This is a genomic window from Brachybacterium equifaecis, assembly GCF_023509525.1.
GTDB lineage: Bacteria > Actinomycetota > Actinomycetes > Actinomycetales > Dermabacteraceae > Brachybacterium > Brachybacterium equifaecis.
Genome location: NZ_JAKNCJ010000001.1, coordinates 674,773 through 691,611, shown reverse-complemented (window position 1 = coordinate 691,611; position 16,839 = coordinate 674,773). Strand labels below are relative to the sequence as shown.

Annotated in this window: 17 protein-coding genes; 12 read left to right on the top strand and 5 right to left on the bottom strand. The window is 71.7% G+C overall.

Features of this window, described 5'->3' with window-relative positions; translation table 11 throughout:
- Positions 1–47: 47 nt before the first annotated feature.
- Positions 48–797, bottom strand: coding sequence for a hypothetical protein (locus tag Bequi_RS03195; protein ID WP_249736500.1), 750 nt, complete (start codon positions 795–797; stop codon positions 48–50).
- A 153-nt stretch (positions 798–950) separates the two neighbouring features.
- Here Bequi_RS03195 and mshD point away from each other — a divergent pair, with 153 nt between their 5' ends.
- From mshD to Bequi_RS03145, 10 genes are all read left to right on the top strand, one after another.
- Positions 951–1,973 (top strand): mycothiol synthase, encoded by a 1,023-nt coding sequence (mshD, locus tag Bequi_RS03190; protein WP_249736499.1) that lies wholly within the window; start codon positions 951–953, stop codon positions 1,971–1,973.
- A complete protein-coding gene (locus Bequi_RS03185; RefSeq protein WP_249736498.1) occupies positions 1,970–2,920 on the top strand; it encodes an NUDIX hydrolase in 951 nt (316 codons plus the stop codon). Before mshD ends, Bequi_RS03185 begins: the two co-directional genes overlap by 4 nt.
- 283 nt (positions 2,921–3,203) lie before the next feature.
- Positions 3,204–4,328, top strand: coding sequence for a phosphate ABC transporter substrate-binding protein PstS (locus Bequi_RS03180; RefSeq protein WP_249736497.1), 1,125 nt, complete (start codon positions 3,204–3,206; stop codon positions 4,326–4,328).
- 116 nt (positions 4,329–4,444) lie between these two features.
- The gene (gene pstC / locus Bequi_RS03175; protein ID WP_430623083.1) at positions 4,445–5,428 is read left to right on the top strand and encodes a phosphate ABC transporter permease subunit PstC; all 984 of its coding nucleotides are present in this window, start codon (positions 4,445–4,447) and stop codon (positions 5,426–5,428) included.
- Between the two features lie 10 nt (positions 5,429–5,438).
- Positions 5,439–6,632 (top strand): phosphate ABC transporter permease PstA, encoded by a 1,194-nt coding sequence (gene pstA, locus Bequi_RS03170; RefSeq protein ID WP_249736496.1) that lies wholly within the window; start codon positions 5,439–5,441, stop codon positions 6,630–6,632.
- A 43-nt stretch (positions 6,633–6,675) separates the two neighbouring features.
- On the top strand, positions 6,676–7,455 hold the full coding sequence (gene pstB / locus Bequi_RS03165) for a phosphate ABC transporter ATP-binding protein PstB (protein ID WP_249736495.1): 780 nt from the start codon (positions 6,676–6,678) through the stop codon (positions 7,453–7,455).
- Between the two features lie 120 nt (positions 7,456–7,575).
- A complete protein-coding gene (locus tag Bequi_RS03160; protein ID WP_249736494.1) occupies positions 7,576–8,340 on the top strand; it encodes an ABC transporter ATP-binding protein in 765 nt (254 codons plus the stop codon).
- Positions 8,337–9,041: an FtsX-like permease family protein gene (locus Bequi_RS03155; RefSeq protein ID WP_249736493.1), complete on the top strand. Its 705-nt coding sequence runs from the start codon at positions 8,337–8,339 to the stop codon at positions 9,039–9,041. Before Bequi_RS03160 ends, Bequi_RS03155 begins: the two co-directional genes overlap by 4 nt.
- Positions 9,042–9,065: 24 nt before the next feature.
- Positions 9,066–9,707 carry a hypothetical protein gene (locus Bequi_RS03150; RefSeq protein ID WP_249736492.1) on the top strand — a complete coding sequence of 214 codons (642 nt, stop codon included), beginning with the start codon at positions 9,066–9,068 and terminating at the stop codon, positions 9,705–9,707.
- A gap of 81 nt (positions 9,708–9,788) precedes the next feature.
- On the top strand, positions 9,789–10,112 hold the full coding sequence (locus Bequi_RS03145) for a rhodanese-like domain-containing protein (RefSeq protein WP_249736491.1): 324 nt from the start codon (positions 9,789–9,791) through the stop codon (positions 10,110–10,112).
- Positions 10,113–10,166: 54 nt separating this feature from the next.
- On the opposite strand, the gene Bequi_RS03140 is transcribed toward Bequi_RS03145, so the two are convergent.
- Entirely contained in the window at positions 10,167–10,868 is a 702-nt protein-coding gene (locus tag Bequi_RS03140) for a hypothetical protein (RefSeq protein WP_249736490.1), read from the bottom strand.
- Positions 10,869–10,909: 41 nt separating this feature from the next.
- Positions 10,910–11,242, bottom strand: a complete 333-nt coding sequence (locus Bequi_RS03135) for a hypothetical protein (RefSeq protein ID WP_249736489.1) — start codon at positions 11,240–11,242, stop codon at positions 10,910–10,912.
- Between the two features lie 384 nt (positions 11,243–11,626).
- On the opposite strand from Bequi_RS03135, the gene Bequi_RS03130 reads away from it, so the two are divergent.
- Positions 11,627–12,520 (top strand): hypothetical protein, encoded by an 894-nt coding sequence (locus tag Bequi_RS03130; RefSeq protein WP_249736488.1) that lies wholly within the window; start codon positions 11,627–11,629, stop codon positions 12,518–12,520.
- A gap of 67 nt (positions 12,521–12,587) precedes the next feature.
- Here the strand turns inward: Bequi_RS03130 and Bequi_RS03125 are convergent, their stop codons facing one another.
- Entirely contained in the window at positions 12,588–13,889 is a 1,302-nt protein-coding gene (locus Bequi_RS03125; protein WP_249736487.1) for a D-arabinono-1,4-lactone oxidase, read from the bottom strand.
- 710 nt (positions 13,890–14,599) lie between these two features.
- On the opposite strand from Bequi_RS03125, the gene Bequi_RS03120 reads away from it, so the two are divergent.
- Entirely contained in the window at positions 14,600–15,310 is a 711-nt protein-coding gene (locus tag Bequi_RS03120; RefSeq protein WP_249736486.1) for an SDR family oxidoreductase, read from the top strand.
- Here the strand turns inward: Bequi_RS03120 and Bequi_RS03115 are convergent.
- A complete protein-coding gene (locus Bequi_RS03115; RefSeq protein WP_249736485.1) occupies positions 15,288–16,793 on the bottom strand; it encodes a heparan-alpha-glucosaminide N-acetyltransferase domain-containing protein in 1,506 nt (501 codons plus the stop codon). The genes Bequi_RS03120 and Bequi_RS03115 overlap by 23 nt on opposite strands.
- Between the last annotated feature and the right edge of the window lie 46 nt (positions 16,794–16,839).

Sequence of the window (16,839 nt, the reverse complement as noted above, 5' to 3'; positions counted from 1 at the left end):
AGATGATGGAGAGTGCGCTCATGGCGCCCAGTCTAGAGGAGCCGCGCTCAGCCCAGCAGACGCGCGGCGAGCAGAGCGACCATCCCGATCGTCGCGACCGGGGCCGCGGCGACGGTGAGGGAGGGCAGGGGCTCCTTCGCGACGAGCACGGACCCCAGCAGCAGGTGCACGCCGCCGGCGCCGACGCCGAGCAGGGCGCCCACGAGCATCCCCAGGGGCCAGGTGGCCGAGGTGAGAGCGGGCATCAGCACGGCCGTCGCCCCGGCGCTCGCCAGCACCGCGAGGGCCAGCCGGAGCAGACGGGGCAGGCCCGTCGCCGTGATCAGCAGCGTGATCGCGAGACCGGCCCCGCAGGCGGCGAGCATGCGGGCCTCGCTGCCGGTCGTCGCCTCGGCCTGGGCGAGCACCCACGTGGCCGAGATGCCGGTGAGCATCACTCCGGCGATCGTGCTGGTGAGGGAGGCGGAGAGCCCGTCGCGCTCCCGCCGCACCATCTGGTGCGCGAACGCGCCGAAGATGCCCAGGGCGCAGGCGATGACCACGCTGCCGAGGGGGGCGTCGGTCGAGGCGGTCCCGAGCGTCAGGAGGGCGGCGAGCACGCCCGTGCCCGCCACGACGATCCGGGTGCCGCGAGGGCTCGCGAGCTCGAGGAGGTCGGGCCAGCCGATGCCGATCATGATCGAGAGCAGGCACATCAGCGCCGCCATCAGCGCCGCCGAGTGCGGGCCCGTGAGCGCGACGAGCGCGAGCAGGACCGCGAGCGCGGCACCCAGGGGAGTGCGCTCGGATGCGATCATGCTCGTCCTCCTCGGGGCTGCGGTCAGGGTCTCGCCCGGCCTTCCGCTGCGCGATGGGCGCTCGGGCGGCCCGGTGCTGGGCTGGGGATACAGTGGCAGTCTACGAGCCGCCGCCGACAGCGGAATCCGACGAGGACCGTAAGGACATCCTGCATGATCGTCACGGACGAGCTGCGCCCCGGGGCGCGTCGATCCCTCACGGACCTCCTGCGCAGCGTGACCGCGCACGACGGCGTGAGCCCCTGGGACGAGGCCGCCCGCCTCGCGCTGCGGGGAGAGGCCGTCGGCCCTGCGCGCGGCGCGCGCCACCTGCTCGTCCCTGCCCCGCTCTCGCCCGAAGAGCCTGGCGCCGACGGCGCTCCCCTGGTCGGAGCCGTCTCGATCCTGGCCGACGGCACCGTGCAGGGCATGGTCGCACCGGCGCACCGCGGCCGGGGGATCGGCGCCGATCTGCTCCGCCGCGCGCTCGCGCTGCGCCCGGATGCCGGCGTGTGGGCCCATGGCGGCCTGCCGGAGGCCGTGCGGCTCCTCGCGCGGCACGGCCTGCAGTGCACGCGCGAGCTGCTCACGATGTCCCGTGCGCTGGATCCGGCGGGCCCCGCGCTGCCGGTGCCTGCCGTCCCGGAGGGCGTCGTGCTCGGCACCCTGGGATCCCGCACCGGGGCCGAGGGCGATGACGCCGCCCTGGATCCCGTGCTCGAGCTGGACCGCGAGGCCGACGAGTGGGTGCGGGTCAATGCGATCGCCTTCGCCGACCATCCCGAGCAGGGGCGGATGACGCGCGCTGATCTCGACGCGCGCCGGGCCGAGCCGTGGTTCGACCCCGCTGATCTCCATGTGGCGCGCGAGGGAGCGCAGATGCTCGGCTTCGTCTGGGTCAAGCGCGCGCCCGACGGCAGCAGCGCCGAGCTCTATGCCGTCGGCACAGATCCGGCAGCGAGCGGCCGAGGGATCGCGGGCGCTCTCACGGCGGCCGCGCTCGCCGACCTCCAGCGCACGGGAGTGCGCGAGGTGGAGCTGTACGTGGAGGGCGGGAACGCGGGGGCGCGGCGCCTCTACGAGCGCGCAGGCTTCCGCGTGAGCGGGAAGGACCTCCAGTTCCGCCTCCCCGCCGAGGCCTCCGCCGCCCCGGAGGCTGCGGGCGCGGAGCACGGCACGGAGGCGGGCACCGCATGAGCACGACGGAGGTCCTGGCGGATCCGCGCACGGTGCTCGCCGCAGGCGTGCTGACCTGGCGCGAGAAGAAGGGGCGGATCGAGGTGCTGCTGGTGCACCGACCCCGCTATGACGACTGGTCGATCCCCAAGGGGAAGCTCGATCCGGGCGAGACCTTCCCTGCCGCTGCCGTGCGGGAGGTCGAGGAGGAGACCGGGTACCGGGTGCGCCTGCACCGGCCGCTGCCTTCGAGCTCCTACGTTCTCGCCAGCGGCCGTCCGAAGCTCGTGCGCTACTGGAGCGGGGAGGTGCGCTCGCGCGTCGGCCCCGGGCCTCAGAACCCCCGCGAGGTGGACGAGGTGCGCTGGGTCGAGATCGAGAAGGCCGGGCGACTGATGCACGGGCAGAACGATCAGGCGCCGCTGGCCGCGCTGCGCGACCATCTCGAGCAGGACGCCGCGCGCACCCGCCCGATCATCATCCAGCGCCACGCCGCGGCGCTGTCCCGTGCGAAGTGGCGCGAGGGCGAGGAGACGCGCCCGCTGAACACGAAGGGGAAGCGGCAGGCGAAGCTGCTCCCGGCGATGCTGGACTCCTACGATCCGGCCGTGCTCATCTCCAGCCCCTGGGAGCGCTGCCGCTCCACCGTCCAGCCCTTCGGCCGGCTCTCGGGCCTGGACCTCACCACGAAGAGCGCCCTCACCGAGGCGGGCCACGAGGCGCAGCCCTCCCGAACTGCGGCGGTCATCGCCCGGGTGCTGCAGGAGGCGCGGCCGACGGTCGTGTGCACGCACCGCCCGGTGCTGCCGACGGTCATCGGGGTGATCCGGGAGCATGCGAGCGAGGAGGTCGCAGCGGAGCTGCCCGCCGAGGATCCCTATCTCGCGGCCGGTGAGGCCCTCGTGCTGCACGTGACGGAGCAGGGGCGCGTGGTCGCGCTCGAGCGCCACAGGCCGATCCTTGACTGAGTGCCGTCCAGCGGGCGCTGTGACCCGACTGTGACCTTGATGTGACGCAACCGTATCCCGCTCTGACCTGCGCTTCCATGGCCGATCGGGGGTGTCTGCGGCCGCGTTCACCTGGAGTTCACCGAGCAAGGCCCCCGTTGTCACCTGTGCTCCTTAGCGTCAGCGCTGTCGGACTCGTCAGGCGGAATCGCCCTGGACCTCGCAGAGGATCCTTCCCGCCGCCTCCCGATGCTGAACCTCCTGCAGAACTGACGCGTGGGCTCCGGCCCCGAAAGGATTCGCTGTGATCGCTCGCAAGAACAAGCTCGCCGCAGTCGCCGCCCTCGGCCTCACCTCCGTTCTCGCGCTCTCCGCGTGCGGCGGCGGCGCGGGCACCACCTCCGGTGGAACCGGCTCGGACAACGGCGGCTCCGCCTCCGGCACGACCGTCTCCGGCCAGCTCGCCGGCGCCGGCGCCTCCTCCGCGGAGTCCGCGCAGGGCGCATGGACCCAGAACTTCACCGCCCTCAACCCCGAGGCGCAGGTCACCTACGACGCAGTCGGCTCCGGCGCCGGCCGCGAGCAGTTCCTCAACGGCGGCGTGAAGTTCGCGGGCACCGACTCCGCTCTCAAGGACGAGGAGATCGCGCAGTCGGCGACCGCGTGCCAGGGCGGCTCCGCGTTCGACGTCCCGATCTACATCTCCCCGATCGCCGTCGTCTACAAGCTCGACGGCGTCACGGACCTGCAGCTCTCGGCCCCCACCATCGCGGGCATCTTCGCGGGCACCATCACCAACTGGAACGATCCCGCGATCGCGGCCGACAACCCCTCGGCCACCCTCCCGGACCTCGCGATCACCCCCGTGCACCGCCAGGACTCCTCGGGCACCACCAAGAACTTCACGGACTACCTGTCCGCGAACGCTCCCGACGCATGGACCTACGGCGCCGTCGAGGAGTGGCCCATCCAGGGCGGGCAGTCCGGTGACAAGACCTCCGGCCTGATCTCCGTGGTCGAGGGCGGCAACGGCACCATCGGCTACGCCGACGCCTCCAAGGCCGGCAACCTCGGCATCGCCAAGCTCAAGGTCGGCGACGAGTACGTGGAGTACACCCCCGAGGCCGCTGCCAAGGCCGTCGAGGACTCCCCGCGCGCCGAGGGCCGCGCCGAGGGCGACATCGTCATCGAGCTGGATCGCACCCTGACCGATCCCACCACCTACCCGCTGGTGCTCGTGTCCTACCTCGCCGTGTGCGACACCTACGCCGATGCGGACACCGCGAACCTCGTGAAGGCCTACGCCTCCTACATCGTCTCGCCGGAGGGCCAGAAGGCTGCCGCGCAGGCCGCGGGCAACGCGGCTCTGACCGACACGCTCTCGGCCGAAGCCACCGCGTCGATCGAGAAGATCAAGGCCGCTGGCTGAGCCGGAGGATGACCGCGCCGGTGCGCCGCTGAGAGCTCCCCGCTCCCGGCGGCGCACCGGCCCGCCTCCCGGGCTCTGCGCCCGGATCCCTGACCCCTCCTCCTGGAAGGCCGTTCGTGAGCAGCTCCGTCGCGACACCCTCGTCGCCGCAGCAGGATCCTCCTGCCCCCGCAGCCCCCACCACGACCGCAGCCCGCACCGCGAAGCGGCCCGGCGACGTCATCTTCTCCGGCCTGAGCATCGGCTCGGGCCTGCTGATCTTCCTCACGCTGGCGCTGGTCTTCATCTTCCTGCTGATCCGCTCGTGGCCGGCGATCCAGACCAGCCGCGAGCTCACCGGGAACGCCGATGCCGTCTCGCTCGTGCAGTACGTGGCTCCGCTGGTCTACGGCACCGTGCTCGCGGCGCTCCTCGCCCTGCTGATGGCCGTTCCGATCGCGGTGGGGATCGCGCTGTTCATCTCGCACTTCGCCCCGCGCAGCCTCGCCACTCCGCTCGGCTTCCTGATCGACCTGCTCGCCGCGGTCCCCTCGGTGGTCTTCGGCCTCTGGGGCGGCGTGTGGCTGGTGCCCCGCCTGGAGCCCCTCTTCTTCTTCCTGAACGAGCATCTCGGGTGGATCCCGCTGTTCGGCGGGACCGTCAGCGCCCCGATGCGCAACATGGCGAGCGCCTCCGTGGTGCTCGCGGTGATGATCCTGCCGATCATCACCGCCGTGACCCGCGAGATCTTCCTGCAGACCCCCCGCCTCCAGGAGGAGGCCGCGCTCGCGCTCGGCGCGACCCGCTGGGAGACCATCAAGACCGTGGTGCTGCCCTTCGGCCGCTCCGGCGTCGTCTCCGCCTCGATGCTCGGCCTCGGCCGCGCCCTCGGCGAGACGATGGCGGTGCTCATGGTGCTCTCGCCCGGAGAGACCTTCTCCCTGCGCATCCTGCAGGTCGGCCAGCACAACACGATCGCCGCGAACATCGCCTCGCACAGCGCCGAGGCGACACCCGACGTGATGGCACGGCTGATCTTCACCGGCCTTGTGCTCTTCGTCTTCACGTTCATCATCAACGCCATCGCCCGCGCGATCGTCTCGCGCACGACGAAGAGCTGAGGCCCGCGACATGACCTCCACCTCCGCTGCCCCCCGCGATGCGGGCACCCCGCCCCGCGGCGGCTCCCACGCGCTCATGACCGGCTCCGGCGCGGCCGAGACCCGCCTTCCCTGGTGGCATCTGGCGATGACCGCCGGGATCGCGCTCGTGGTCTCCGCCGTGATCCTGCTCCTGCTCGGCGTGTTCTCGATTCCCGCGCTGGTCCTGCTGGGCTACGTGCTGCACCTGATCATCGGCTACACCTACTCCCGCGTGCGGGAGGGCCGCCGCTGGGCGATGGACCGCTTCGTCACCCTGCTGGTGTTCGGCGCGTTCGCGGTCGCGATGATCCCGCTGTTCTCCCTGCTGTGGGAGGTGCTCAGCCGCGGCATCCACAAGCTGATCACCCCGGCCCCGCTCCAGTTCTGGACCACGGACATGGCCGGCGTCATCGGCGGCATGGACGCCGGCGGCATCTCGCACGCGATCGTCGGCACCCTGCTGATCACCCTCGGCGCGACCCTGATCTCGGTGCCGATCGGCCTGTTCACCTCGATCTTCCTGGTCGAGTACGCCCGCTACGGCTGGCAGAAGGTCCTCGGCCGCGGCATCACGTTCCTCGTGGACGTCATGACGGGCATCCCCTCGATCGTCGCGGGCCTGTTCGGCCTGGCCCTGTTCATCACCATCACGAAGGACCCCGGTATCCGCATCGGCTTCATGGGCTCCGTGGCGCTCTCGGTGCTGATGATCCCGACGGTCGTGCGCTCGAGCGAGGAGATGCTGCGCCTGGTGCCGATGGAGCTGCGCGAAGCGGCCTACGGTCTCGGCGTGCCGAAGTGGCTCACGATCGTGCGGGTCGTGCTGCGCACCGCGATCGCGGGCCTCACCACCGCCGTGACCCTCGCCATCGCGCGCGTCATCGGCGAGACCGCTCCGCTGCTGCTGACCGTCGGCTCCGTGCCGATGCTGAACACGAACCTGTTCTCGGGCCGCATGCAGACCCTGCCGACGTTCATCAACAGCCAGTACGGCGCCGGCAACGCGGTCTGCAACTCCGACGTGATGACGAACCCGATCTCGGGCATCGACTACGCCTGCTCCACCTCGATCAACTTCGATCGCGCCTGGGCTGCGGCCCTGACCCTGATCATCATCGTGATGGTCCTGAACATCGCCGCCCGCCTCGTCTCCTACTTCTTCTCGCCGAAGCTCGGCCGCTGAGCCGGATCCCCGGCCCTGCTCGACCGCCCCGAAAGGAACCACCATGGCCCAGGCCATCAACGTCGAGGATCTGAACATCTACTACGGCGACTTCCTCGCCGTCGAGGATGTGAACGTCACGATCCAGCCCCGCTCGGTCACCGCGCTCATCGGCCCCTCCGGCTGCGGCAAGTCGACCTTCCTGCGCACCCTGAACCGCATGCACGAGGTCATCCCCGGCGCCTACGCGAAGGGCGTCGTCGAGATCGAGGGCTCGAACATCTACGGCAACGGCGTGGACCCGGTGAACGTGCGCCGCCGCGTCGGCATGGTGTTCCAGAAGCCGAACCCTTTCCCCACCATGTCGATCCGCGACAACGTGCTCGCCGGGGTGAAGCTGAACAACAAGCGCATCTCCCGGGCCGCGGCCGACGAGCTCGTCGAGAGCTCGCTGCGCGGCGCGAACCTGTGGGAAGAGGTCAAGGACCGCCTGGACAAGCCCGGCATGGGCCTGTCGGGCGGGCAGCAGCAGCGTCTGTGCATCGCGCGCGCGATCTCGGTGAAGCCCGAGGTGATCCTGATGGATGAGCCCTGCTCGGCCCTGGATCCCATCTCGACCCTCGCCATCGAGGACCTGATCCACGAGATGAAGAAGGACTTCACCATCGTGATCGTCACGCACAACATGCAGCAGGCCTCGCGCGTCTCGGACCGCACCGGCTTCTTCAACATCGCCGGCACCGGCAAGCCCGGGCACCTCATCGAGATCGACGACACCGAGCGCATGTTCACGAACCCCTCCAACAAGCAGACCGAGGACTACATCTCCGGCCGCTTCGGGTGATCTGGCCCGGGAGCGCGACCTCGGTACGGGTCGCGCCTCCCGCTGCGGTATGACGTCGGCCCCGAGGATTCGTCCTCGGGGCCGACGCGCATGCCGGGGGTCGGCGTCGAGGGTGGAGGCATGACATTCGCACCAGCCCCCACTGACCCAGCCCCCACTGCTCCAGCTCCCGCCGCCTCCGCGTCGATGGCCGTGCTCAGCGCGCGCGGCCTCACCCGCACCTACGGCGACCGCAGCGCGCAGACCGTCGCCCTGGACGGCGTGGATCTCGACGTGCGCCCCGCTGAGTCGCTCGCGATCATGGGCCCCTCGGGCTCGGGCAAGACGACCCTGCTGCACGTGCTCGGTGGGATCCTCCGACCCACCTCCGGCACGGTGCTCCACGCGGGCACCGACCTCGCCCGCCTCTCCGATACCGCGCGCACCCGGCTGCGACGCAGCGCTTTCGGCTTCGTCTTCCAGGACGGCCAGCTGCTGCCCGAGCTGACCGCGCTGGAGAACGTGATCCTGTCGCGGATGCTCGAGGGCCGTTCGCGGCAGTCTGCGAGCATGGAGGCCGCGCAGTGGCTGGACCGGTTGGGTCTGACGGGACTGCACGGGCGCCGCCCCGGCCAGCTCTCGGGCGGTCAGGCGCAGCGCGTCGCGATCGCGCGGGCCCTCGCCGGCGGGCCGTCGGTCGTCTTCGCCGACGAGCCGACGGGAGCGCTGGACCAGTCCACCTCCCAGCAGGTCCTCGCGGTGCTGACGGACGCGTGCCAGGAGGTCGGTGCGAGTCTGGTGATGGTCACGCACGACCCCCACGTCGCCGCCGCCTGCGAGCGCACGATCATGATGCAGGACGGCCGGATCGCGGCGGAGCACCTGCGCGGGGGCGATGCGCGATGACCGTCCTCCTCTCCTCCGCGCCCCTGCTCCTGCGCCGTCGCGGTGCGCTCGCCGATCTCCTGCCCGTCATCGCCTTCGCCGCGGCGAGCGGGATCCTGATGACCGTCCTCGGGGGCGTCGGCGCGTTCCTCGCGCGCGCGAGAGGCGCCTCGGACGCCGCAGGTGCGGCGGGGGCGGGGCAGAGCGAGGAGGCCTCGATCCTCCTGTTCTTCCTGGTGTGCGCGTGCATCGCGGCGACGCTGCTGGTGCCGAGCGCTCTCGGCCTCGGCGGCGCGGCCGCCCGGCTCTCCCTCGCCCGGCGCGAGAGGGACCTCGCCGCGATGCGCCTGGTCGGCGGTACGACCGCGCAGGTCGGCCTGGTGGCGGTCGCCGATGTCGTCGTGCAGGCGGTCGCCGGCGCGATGGTCGGACTCGGGCTGCATCTGGCGGCGACGCCGCTGATGACGACGCTCGACTTCGGGATCGATCCGTCCACGGCCCGTGAGCTGCTGCTGCCGTGGTGGGGGTATCCGCTCGTACTGCTCGGGATCGTGGCGCTCGCTGCGGGTTCTGCCGCAGTCTCCCTGCTCGGGGTCGCCGTGACGCCGCTCGGTGTGGCGCGCCAGTCCCGTTCGGTGCGGATGTCGATCGCCCGCGTCGCGCTGTGGGGCGCGCTGATGCTGGGGTTCTTCATCGCCGCCCGCTCCACGGGGCAGCTCTAGGTCCTCGGCGGGGATGCACTGGTCGTGGTGGTGCTGGTGGTGATGATGGGACTGGTGATGCTGAGCCTGGCCATCATCGGGCCCTTCCTGGTGTGGGCCGCGGCGCGGATCATCCCTCGGATCGCGCGGGGGCCGGCCCTGCTCGTCGGCGCCCGGCGCCTGGCGGCAGATCCTCGCGGGGGATGGCGCGCGGTCTCCGGGATCACCGTGGCACTCGTGATCGCCGGCTTCCTCGGCTTCATCCAGGTCGTCTCGGAGCCGACCAGCCCGGAGGAGGTGCGCATGTTCACCGGAATGCACACCGGCGGGATGCTCACCCTCGCCATCGCCGCCGTGCTCGCCGCCGTCTCCACGGGCGTCACCCAGGCCGCCCGGGCCGTCGACCAGGCACCGGTGCTGCGCTCTCAGCACGTCGGCGGCGCCGAGGTGCGCCAGCTGCACGCGGCGCGGTGGATGGAGATCGCGATCCCGCTCGCGCTCAGCACCGTGGTCGCCGTCATGACGGCGCTGCTGCTGCTCACCCCGGCGATCGGCCAGGTCGCGGAGAACCCGCTGCCGCTGGTCCTGCAGCTGCTTGTCTCGGCGGCGGCGGCATACGGCCTGGTCGCCGCGGCGGTGCTGGTCTCCGGGCCGATCGTGCGCCGGGGTGCGCTCACCGGAAAGTGAGGCGCGGCGCGCGGGCCGCCCCCTCGGAGGAGGCGGCCCGCGTAGTCTGAACGGGACCGTCCGATCGATCCAGGAGCCCCCATGAGCATCGAATCCGTGCAGCCCCGAGACATCCCCGAGGGCGCGCACCTCATCGACGTGCGCGAGCAGAACGAGTGGGACGCCGGCCATGCGCCGACCGCCCAGCATGTGCCCGCGAGCTCGATCGTCGAGCACCTCGGCGAGCTGCCTGAGGAGGGCGACCTCTACATCGTGTGCCGCTCCGGCGGCCGCAGCGCGCAGGCCACCATGTGGCTGAACCAGAACGGCTACGACGCGATCAACGTCGCCGGCGGCATGGACGAGTGGTTCGAGCAGGGCCTGCCGATGGTGGCCGACGGCGACCAGGAGCCGCGGGTGCTCTGAGCGTCCGGCCCGTGCACGCGGGTCGGATGCGAGGCGAGAGCAGACCGCGCGCCCTCAGACGGGTCGACGCACGCTGCGCTGGAAGCTCAGCTCCTCGCCGTCCACGATGACCCGGCGCAAGGCGGTTGCAGGCATCGTGCCGTTCGGGCAGTACTGGCGCGCAGTTCCGTTCGCATCCAGAGCAGGAGGGTTGGCACCCCATGAAGGGGCGCTGCCCCCGGCCGCCCATCGTCCGACCCCGTCGACCACCGAGTAGCGCCAGGTCCCCTGGAACGTGGTGGTGTAGGCGGTCATGCCGCTGTACTGGGGCACTGAGGAGTCCTTCATGAGATTCGTCCACCCCGAGGTGGTCGCCCGGTTCGTCCAGGCGATCGAGCCGAGCGCCGACGGCAGATAGATCGTGAACCGAGCATTCGCAGGCCGCTGCGAGGCCGTCGCCCCCAGCACGTAGAAGCCGTACTTCACCAGGACGCCGTTCTCGTCGTAGACCGGCTTCGTCGAGGAGAGATCCTGGGCGTTGACGACCAGATCGTAGGGGCCGCCCCCGTACCCGGAGCATCCCTTGCCGACGTTCAGCAGGCCCTGGAGCCCGATGGTGGAATCGCCGTGGTCGGGAGGCGTGACGGGCGTGCTCGAGGCGAAGGCGGGGGCGGAGACGGCGACGACGGCTGTCGGCACCGCCCAGAATGTGCCGCGTGCGAGCGCCCGGCGCGTAGGGCGGGGCGGGGGAGCTGTGTCTCCGGCAGTGGAGGTCATGTCTGTGTCCTTGGGTGCGCGGAGGGCCGGGGGCGGAGAGGTCAGGGTGCGAACAGAGGCTCGGCGTTGTCCTCGGGCTCAGGGATCGTGGCCGGGACTGCTCCGCACGGGATCCAGCAGGTGCGGCGGTACAGGCAGTAGCTGCCGGAGCGGGAGCGCTGGAAGATGAGGACGTATCCAGTGCGCGCCTCGCGCAGGTACACGTACCGCTCGGTGTTCGCGAAGGTGTACGCGGTGCCCCAGGTGTAGGTCGTGCTCGGGGCTCCGCTCGAGCCGGCAGTCCCGTGTGCGGAGGCTGCGGAGGTGCCGAGGCCGAGGGCCGCGACGGCGGTGAGTGCTCCGGTGAGGAACGTGGAACGGGGGATCGCGTGCATGGCGCCGCCTTTCGGAAGCGTGTGCGGAGGACCGGGCGCTCACAGAGCGCCGATCGGCGCTCCGCGAGAGCGGAACACGGGGAGATTAAGTGCCGGGGATTCACAGGAGTTCGCAACCCGTGAATTGCGTCGGCGTTCACGGACTGGAGAAATGTGTGAAATCTACTGGTCCCGCGCTGCGCATCCGTGCCTGGGCTCGGCCTGATCGGGGGTTCGCCGACGAGGGGCGTTCACGCGGGGCGCAAAACACGTGAACGACCTTGCGCGCTTTCTTGTCGGGCCCGGAGCAATTTTCTGGAAGCCGTCTCTATGTCATCATCGGGTTATGACTGGTCATAGCCGATCCCGCAGCTGCCTCCCGCTGACCCGCGCGAAGGCCGCTCTGTGACGGACCCCGGGGGCGAGAGCTTCGCGTCCCGCCTGCGAGAGTCGATCACCGCCGCCGGGCTGACGCTGCGTGCTGTGAAGGACCGCCTGGAGGCGCGCGGGCATCGGGTCAGCATCTCGGCGCTGAGCATGTGGCAGTCGGGGGCACGCCAGCCCGAGAAGGCGGAGTCGCTGCGCGCAGTGGAAGCGCTGGAGGAGATCCTCGGGTGCGAGTCCGGGCATCTGCGCGACGCCATCGGCGCGCCTCGGCGCGCTGGACGGCCGCTCCTCCAAGAGCCTCTTCATGAGCAGATGCCGCATCGGGACATCGCGAGCGCTGCGCTCACGGCCCTCGGCTTCGAGGATGATGAGGAGCTTCCGCACGAGCTCTACGTCGTCGAGAAGGTTGATCTCTCGCGGGGGGATGGAACCGTGGTCTTCGAGTTCCGGATCCTGATGCGGGCTCTGAGGGCGGGCCGGTGCCACTTGCCGTCTGTCCACATCATGGCCCCCGACGAGCCCGGTGCGCGGCCTGTTCTGGAGCCGCTGCTGGGGTGCGCCGTCGGCAGGCAGATCGACCGGCCCGACCTGCGCACGCACGGTGCAGAGCTCATCATGGACGAGGACCTGCAGGTCGGAGACCTGGCGTACTGCGAGTACCGGGTGCATTTCGCCCTGCCGCCGTCGGCGATCAGGGAAGCGACCTATTCGTTCTCCCGCAAAGCCAGGGAGGTCCTCATCCAGGTGCAGTTCGCGCCCGAGCAGGAGCCGGTGCGCTGCGAGAGAAGGATCCGGGCCGGAGGCGAGGAGACGGCGGAGCCCGCCCTGATCAACGCCTCGAACCGCGTACGGGTCTCCGCGCACGACGTCGGCCCGGGTCTGGTGGGACTGCGATGGGCATGGGGGGAGTGAGCTGCGAGCCGCAGTCGATGCCGTCTCGGCGAGGGGGAATCGGGCCCGAGAATCGAGCGCTGCGCGCTCAGCCGAGCAGCGCGCGCAGGTGGTCGTTGAGGAAGATCCCGTGGGGGTCCAGCTGGGCGTGGACGCCCTGGAAGGCCCCGAGCTGCGGGTAGAGCGCCGCCACCCGCTCGCGGTCCAGGAGGTGCAGCTTGCCCCAGTGGGGGCGGGCGCCCAGCGGCTCCAGCAGCGCGTCGATGGCGATCAGCATCGGCCAGTAGTCGGCGCTCGTCTTCACCGGGATCGACAGCGCCGCGCGCGGGCCGCCCTCGGTGGGGGAGAGGTGGGCGTCGTCCTGCCCCACGAAGCGCACCTCGATCGGGTGCTGGTGCTCAGGGAAGTCCTCGGCGAGTAGCGCGGTGAGCGCATCGAAGGCCTCTCGGGCGCGATCGAGCGGCACCAGCAGCTCCATCTCGTGGAACGGCTTCATCGACCGGCCGACGAGCACCCGGTAGGAGCGGTCGGTGCCGTCGGCGTTCACGGGGCCGGGGGCAGCTGTCGGCGAGTCGGGGGCACCTGTCGGCGAGCCGGTGCCCTCCACCAGTGCGGTCGTCGCGGCGCGCGCGGAGCGGCGCACAAGCGCACGCCCGGCTGAGGGCTCGCCCTCCGGCGCGGGCAGCTCCAGGAGTGATGCGGAATCCTCCCCGGGCAGCCACTGGAACGAGGCCGGTCGCGCGGGATCGGTGAGGCCGTCCCACTGCGCGCGCAGATCCTCCGCATCCGTGAGCGTGCGCGAATCGGTCAGGTGGAACGCGGGAACGGCCTGCAGCTCGACCTCGAGCGCGACGCCGAGTGCGCCGAGGCTCGCGCGGGCGGCGCGCAGCTGCTCGGGCGCGGACTCATCGATCCACGCCTCCTCGCCCGTCCCGGTGATGAGACGGATCCCCGTCATGAGGCTGGAGAGGGATCCGGTGGCGAGGCCCGTGCCGTGGGTCGCGGTCGCGAGCGCCCCGGCGACCTGCTGCTTGTCGGCATCCCCGAGGGTGGGCAGGGCGAGGCCGTGCTCCCAGAGCTCTTCGTTCAGCTGTGCGAGCGGTGTCCCCGCGCCGACGCGCACGCGCCCGGTCCGGGAGTCGACCCCCGTGATGCCGCTGAGGTCTGGCGTGCGCACGAGCACCCCGCCGGTGGGAACGAGGGCGGAGAACGAATGGCCCGTTCCCATCGGCCGCACCGGCAGGCGGTGGGCGATCGCCCAGCGCACAGCCGCGGCGACGTCGGCGGCGCTTTCGGCGGAGACGGTCACGGCAGGCGTGAAGCGGTGGTTGCCGCCCCAATTGTTGGCGCGCGCCTCGAGAGCGGCGCGGGGCGGGAGTGCGAAAGGCATGCAGCCAGCGTATCGAGGCGCCCGGCCCGCGCGCCCGGCCTGCCCGGCCTGCGCGCCTAGCCCACCCGCCTGGTCTGAGCAGCCTGTGCGCCTGCGCCGGTGCTAAGGGCGGCCGGCCCGCCCGGCCTGTGCGGCCTGCGCGCCCGCCGGTGCCGGCGCTGCGGGCAGCCGGCGGCGCGGGCAGCCGGGTGGCCCTGGGGCTTCTCGCCTCTGCCTCACCGCAAAGTCCTCGGTGTCAGAGCCGGTCGCGTGGACTGGTCCAGGTGAGCGGCTCTGGGAGCGATGTTTTTGCTGAGGGGACGGGGAAAGGGCGCGGCTGCGGCTACGGCTGCGGTTGCGAGTGCGGTGCGCGGGGGCGGAGTTCGGTGCGCGTGGTGCGAAGTACAGAGTGCGTGGCTGCCACGACCCGGCGGGCTCCTGCTGCCTGGGCCGCCCTGCTTGCGGCGGGGTGACAGAGGCTCGGCGAGGGCGGCGCGCAGAGTCGTCGGTTCAGGGGCCGCCCACGTGCACCGTTGCACGTGACCGGCTCCTGGGCCGACGAATCTGCTGGCACTGCGCTCGGCGCGCTCCTGAACCGGCGCGCTCCTGAGCCGGCGCGCTCCTGAACCGGTGGGCGCGCTGCGGTGACGCGAGGGCGACAGACGGGAGAACACCCTGCTGCGGCGGGCCCCGGTCAGGGAGGCCGCCGGTGCGCGCGGGATACTGCTGGCATGGCTGACACGAACTCCGCTGCCCCGCGCCCCACTGCTCTCATCACCGGCGCCTCGCGCGGCATCGGCCTCGCGATCGCCGAGGAGCTCGCCCCCGATCACCGCCTCCTGCTCGGCGGCCGGGGCCGGGAGCAGCTGCGCGAGCTCGCCGCCCGCTTCCCGAGCGCCCAGGCGTTCTCGGCCGATCTCACCGACCCGCGCAGCGTTGCCGCGGCGGTCGACAGCCTGGACCTTCCGGGCGGGCTCGACGCTCTCGTGCACAGCGCCGGCATCCTCGTCTCGGGCACGGTCGCCGAGCTCAGCGCCGCCGACTGGACCCGCTCCCTCGCGACGAACGTGGTCGCGGTCGCCGACCTCACCCGCCAGCTCCTCCCGGAGCTGCGCCGCGCGGGCGGCACGATCGTCACGATCAACTCGGGCTCCGGCTTCACCTCCGGCGCGGGCGGGGGCGCCTATTCGGCCTCGAAGTTCGCGCTCCGGGCGCTGACGGATGCCCTGCGCGAGGAGGAGCGCGAGCACGGCGTGCGCGTCAGCTCCGTGCACCCGGGCCGAGTGGACACCGACATGCAGCACGAGCTGCGTGCCTATGAGGACGGCGACTACGAGGCGGAGAACTACCTGCGCCCGCAGTCCGTCGCGACCGCCGTCGGCCTCGCCGTGCGCGCGAGCGACGACGCGAGCCTCGACGTCATCTCGGTCCGCCCCCGCTGAGGGAATCGGTCGGCAGCGTGCTCGGCCCCGCACTGCCCGCCCCGGCGCCGGCGGCCGCGCGCCGCGCCGCCCACGCGGTGAGCTGCTCGAGCGGCCCGCGCCCGCGCAGCGCGGCCCACGCCGTGGTGAGCACCAGCAGCCCCGCCACCATGCCAGCCCACACCCCGTTGCTCGCGATCATCGACATCGGCCCGCCGACCACCAGGATCACAAGCACATGCAGCGCGTAGGAGGTCAGCGGCATCGAACCCATCGCCGCGAGCGGCAGCAGCGCCCAGCGCAGCAGGGGCGCCAGTACCAGCATCACCCCGATGACGACCAGTGCGAGGCCCCCGGAGCCGAAGATCTCCATGGTCGCGCCCGAGTGCGGAGAGCTGCCGAAGAACGCGTGCGCGAGCATCGGGCCGGGCTGCTGCTCCCAGAAGGATGCGGGGTAGTCGGCCCAGCCGCCCATCATCCCCATGCCTGAGCCGGAGGAGCTGGTGGAGCCTCCGAAGACGTCCGGCGGAGCGCAGCTCACCAAGTCCTCGTGCGACATCGGCGGGTAGCACACCAGACCGTCCATATCGATGGACGAGGCGGGGACGAGGCCGTCGGCCCCAGCGGACGATGCCGACCCCGACACGGATCCGCCGGCATCAGAGGCGCTGGTCCCGGCTCCGCCGCCCACGACCGCACTCCACCCGGACCCCGAATACACCTGCGATCCGGAGAGGCTGTACGTGCCCTGCACGATGGCCTGCGCGTACACCGGGGCGACCATCGCGAGCACGCCCACCACCAGCGTGATGATCACGTGCGCGGCGGTGCTGACGGCGACCCCGGCCGCCGCGATCCACACTGCGACGCGCGTGCGCGTGAGGTCCATGCGGCCGAGCGCCATGCCGACCAGCAGCAGCGGCACCCACGTGGTGACGCGGTAGATGCCCGTCAGCACGAGATTCGAGCCGGCGCCGCCCGCCTGCAGCGCGAGGAGGTTCGCGGCCTCCGCGAGGACCGGCCCCAGCAGCGCGATGCCGACGGCCACCAGGAGCAGGCGCTTCGCCGGCCAGCGCAGCGCGGGCAGCGCCGCGATGTAGAGCACGCCCCAGAACGTGAGGATCACGGCGACCACGGTGCCGAGCATCTCGAGGCCCAGCCCGATCAGGAAGATGCACGCCCCGCGGCCGACGAGAGCGAGCCGCAGCCGGGGAAGGTCGGCCGGCTCCGGGATGCGCATGCGCCCGGTGAGCAGGGAGATCGAGATCCCGGCGAGAACCGCGAAGAGGATCGCGGAGTTCCCATGCACGATGCCGAGGTAGGAGAGGGGATCGTTGAAGGAGAACTCCGGGATGTTCCCGACGTGCGCGCCGATCATGCCGATGATCGCAAGCGCTCGGGCGACATCCAGGCCCGTGATGCGGGGCGGGTCGATCAGACGGCGCAGGCGCTGCGCAGGGGAGATGCGCGCCGGGGCGAGGGGGAGGGAGACGGCGGTGCTCACCGCGACAGAGTAAGCGGCGATCCGGACATCCGCGCGCGCGACCTGC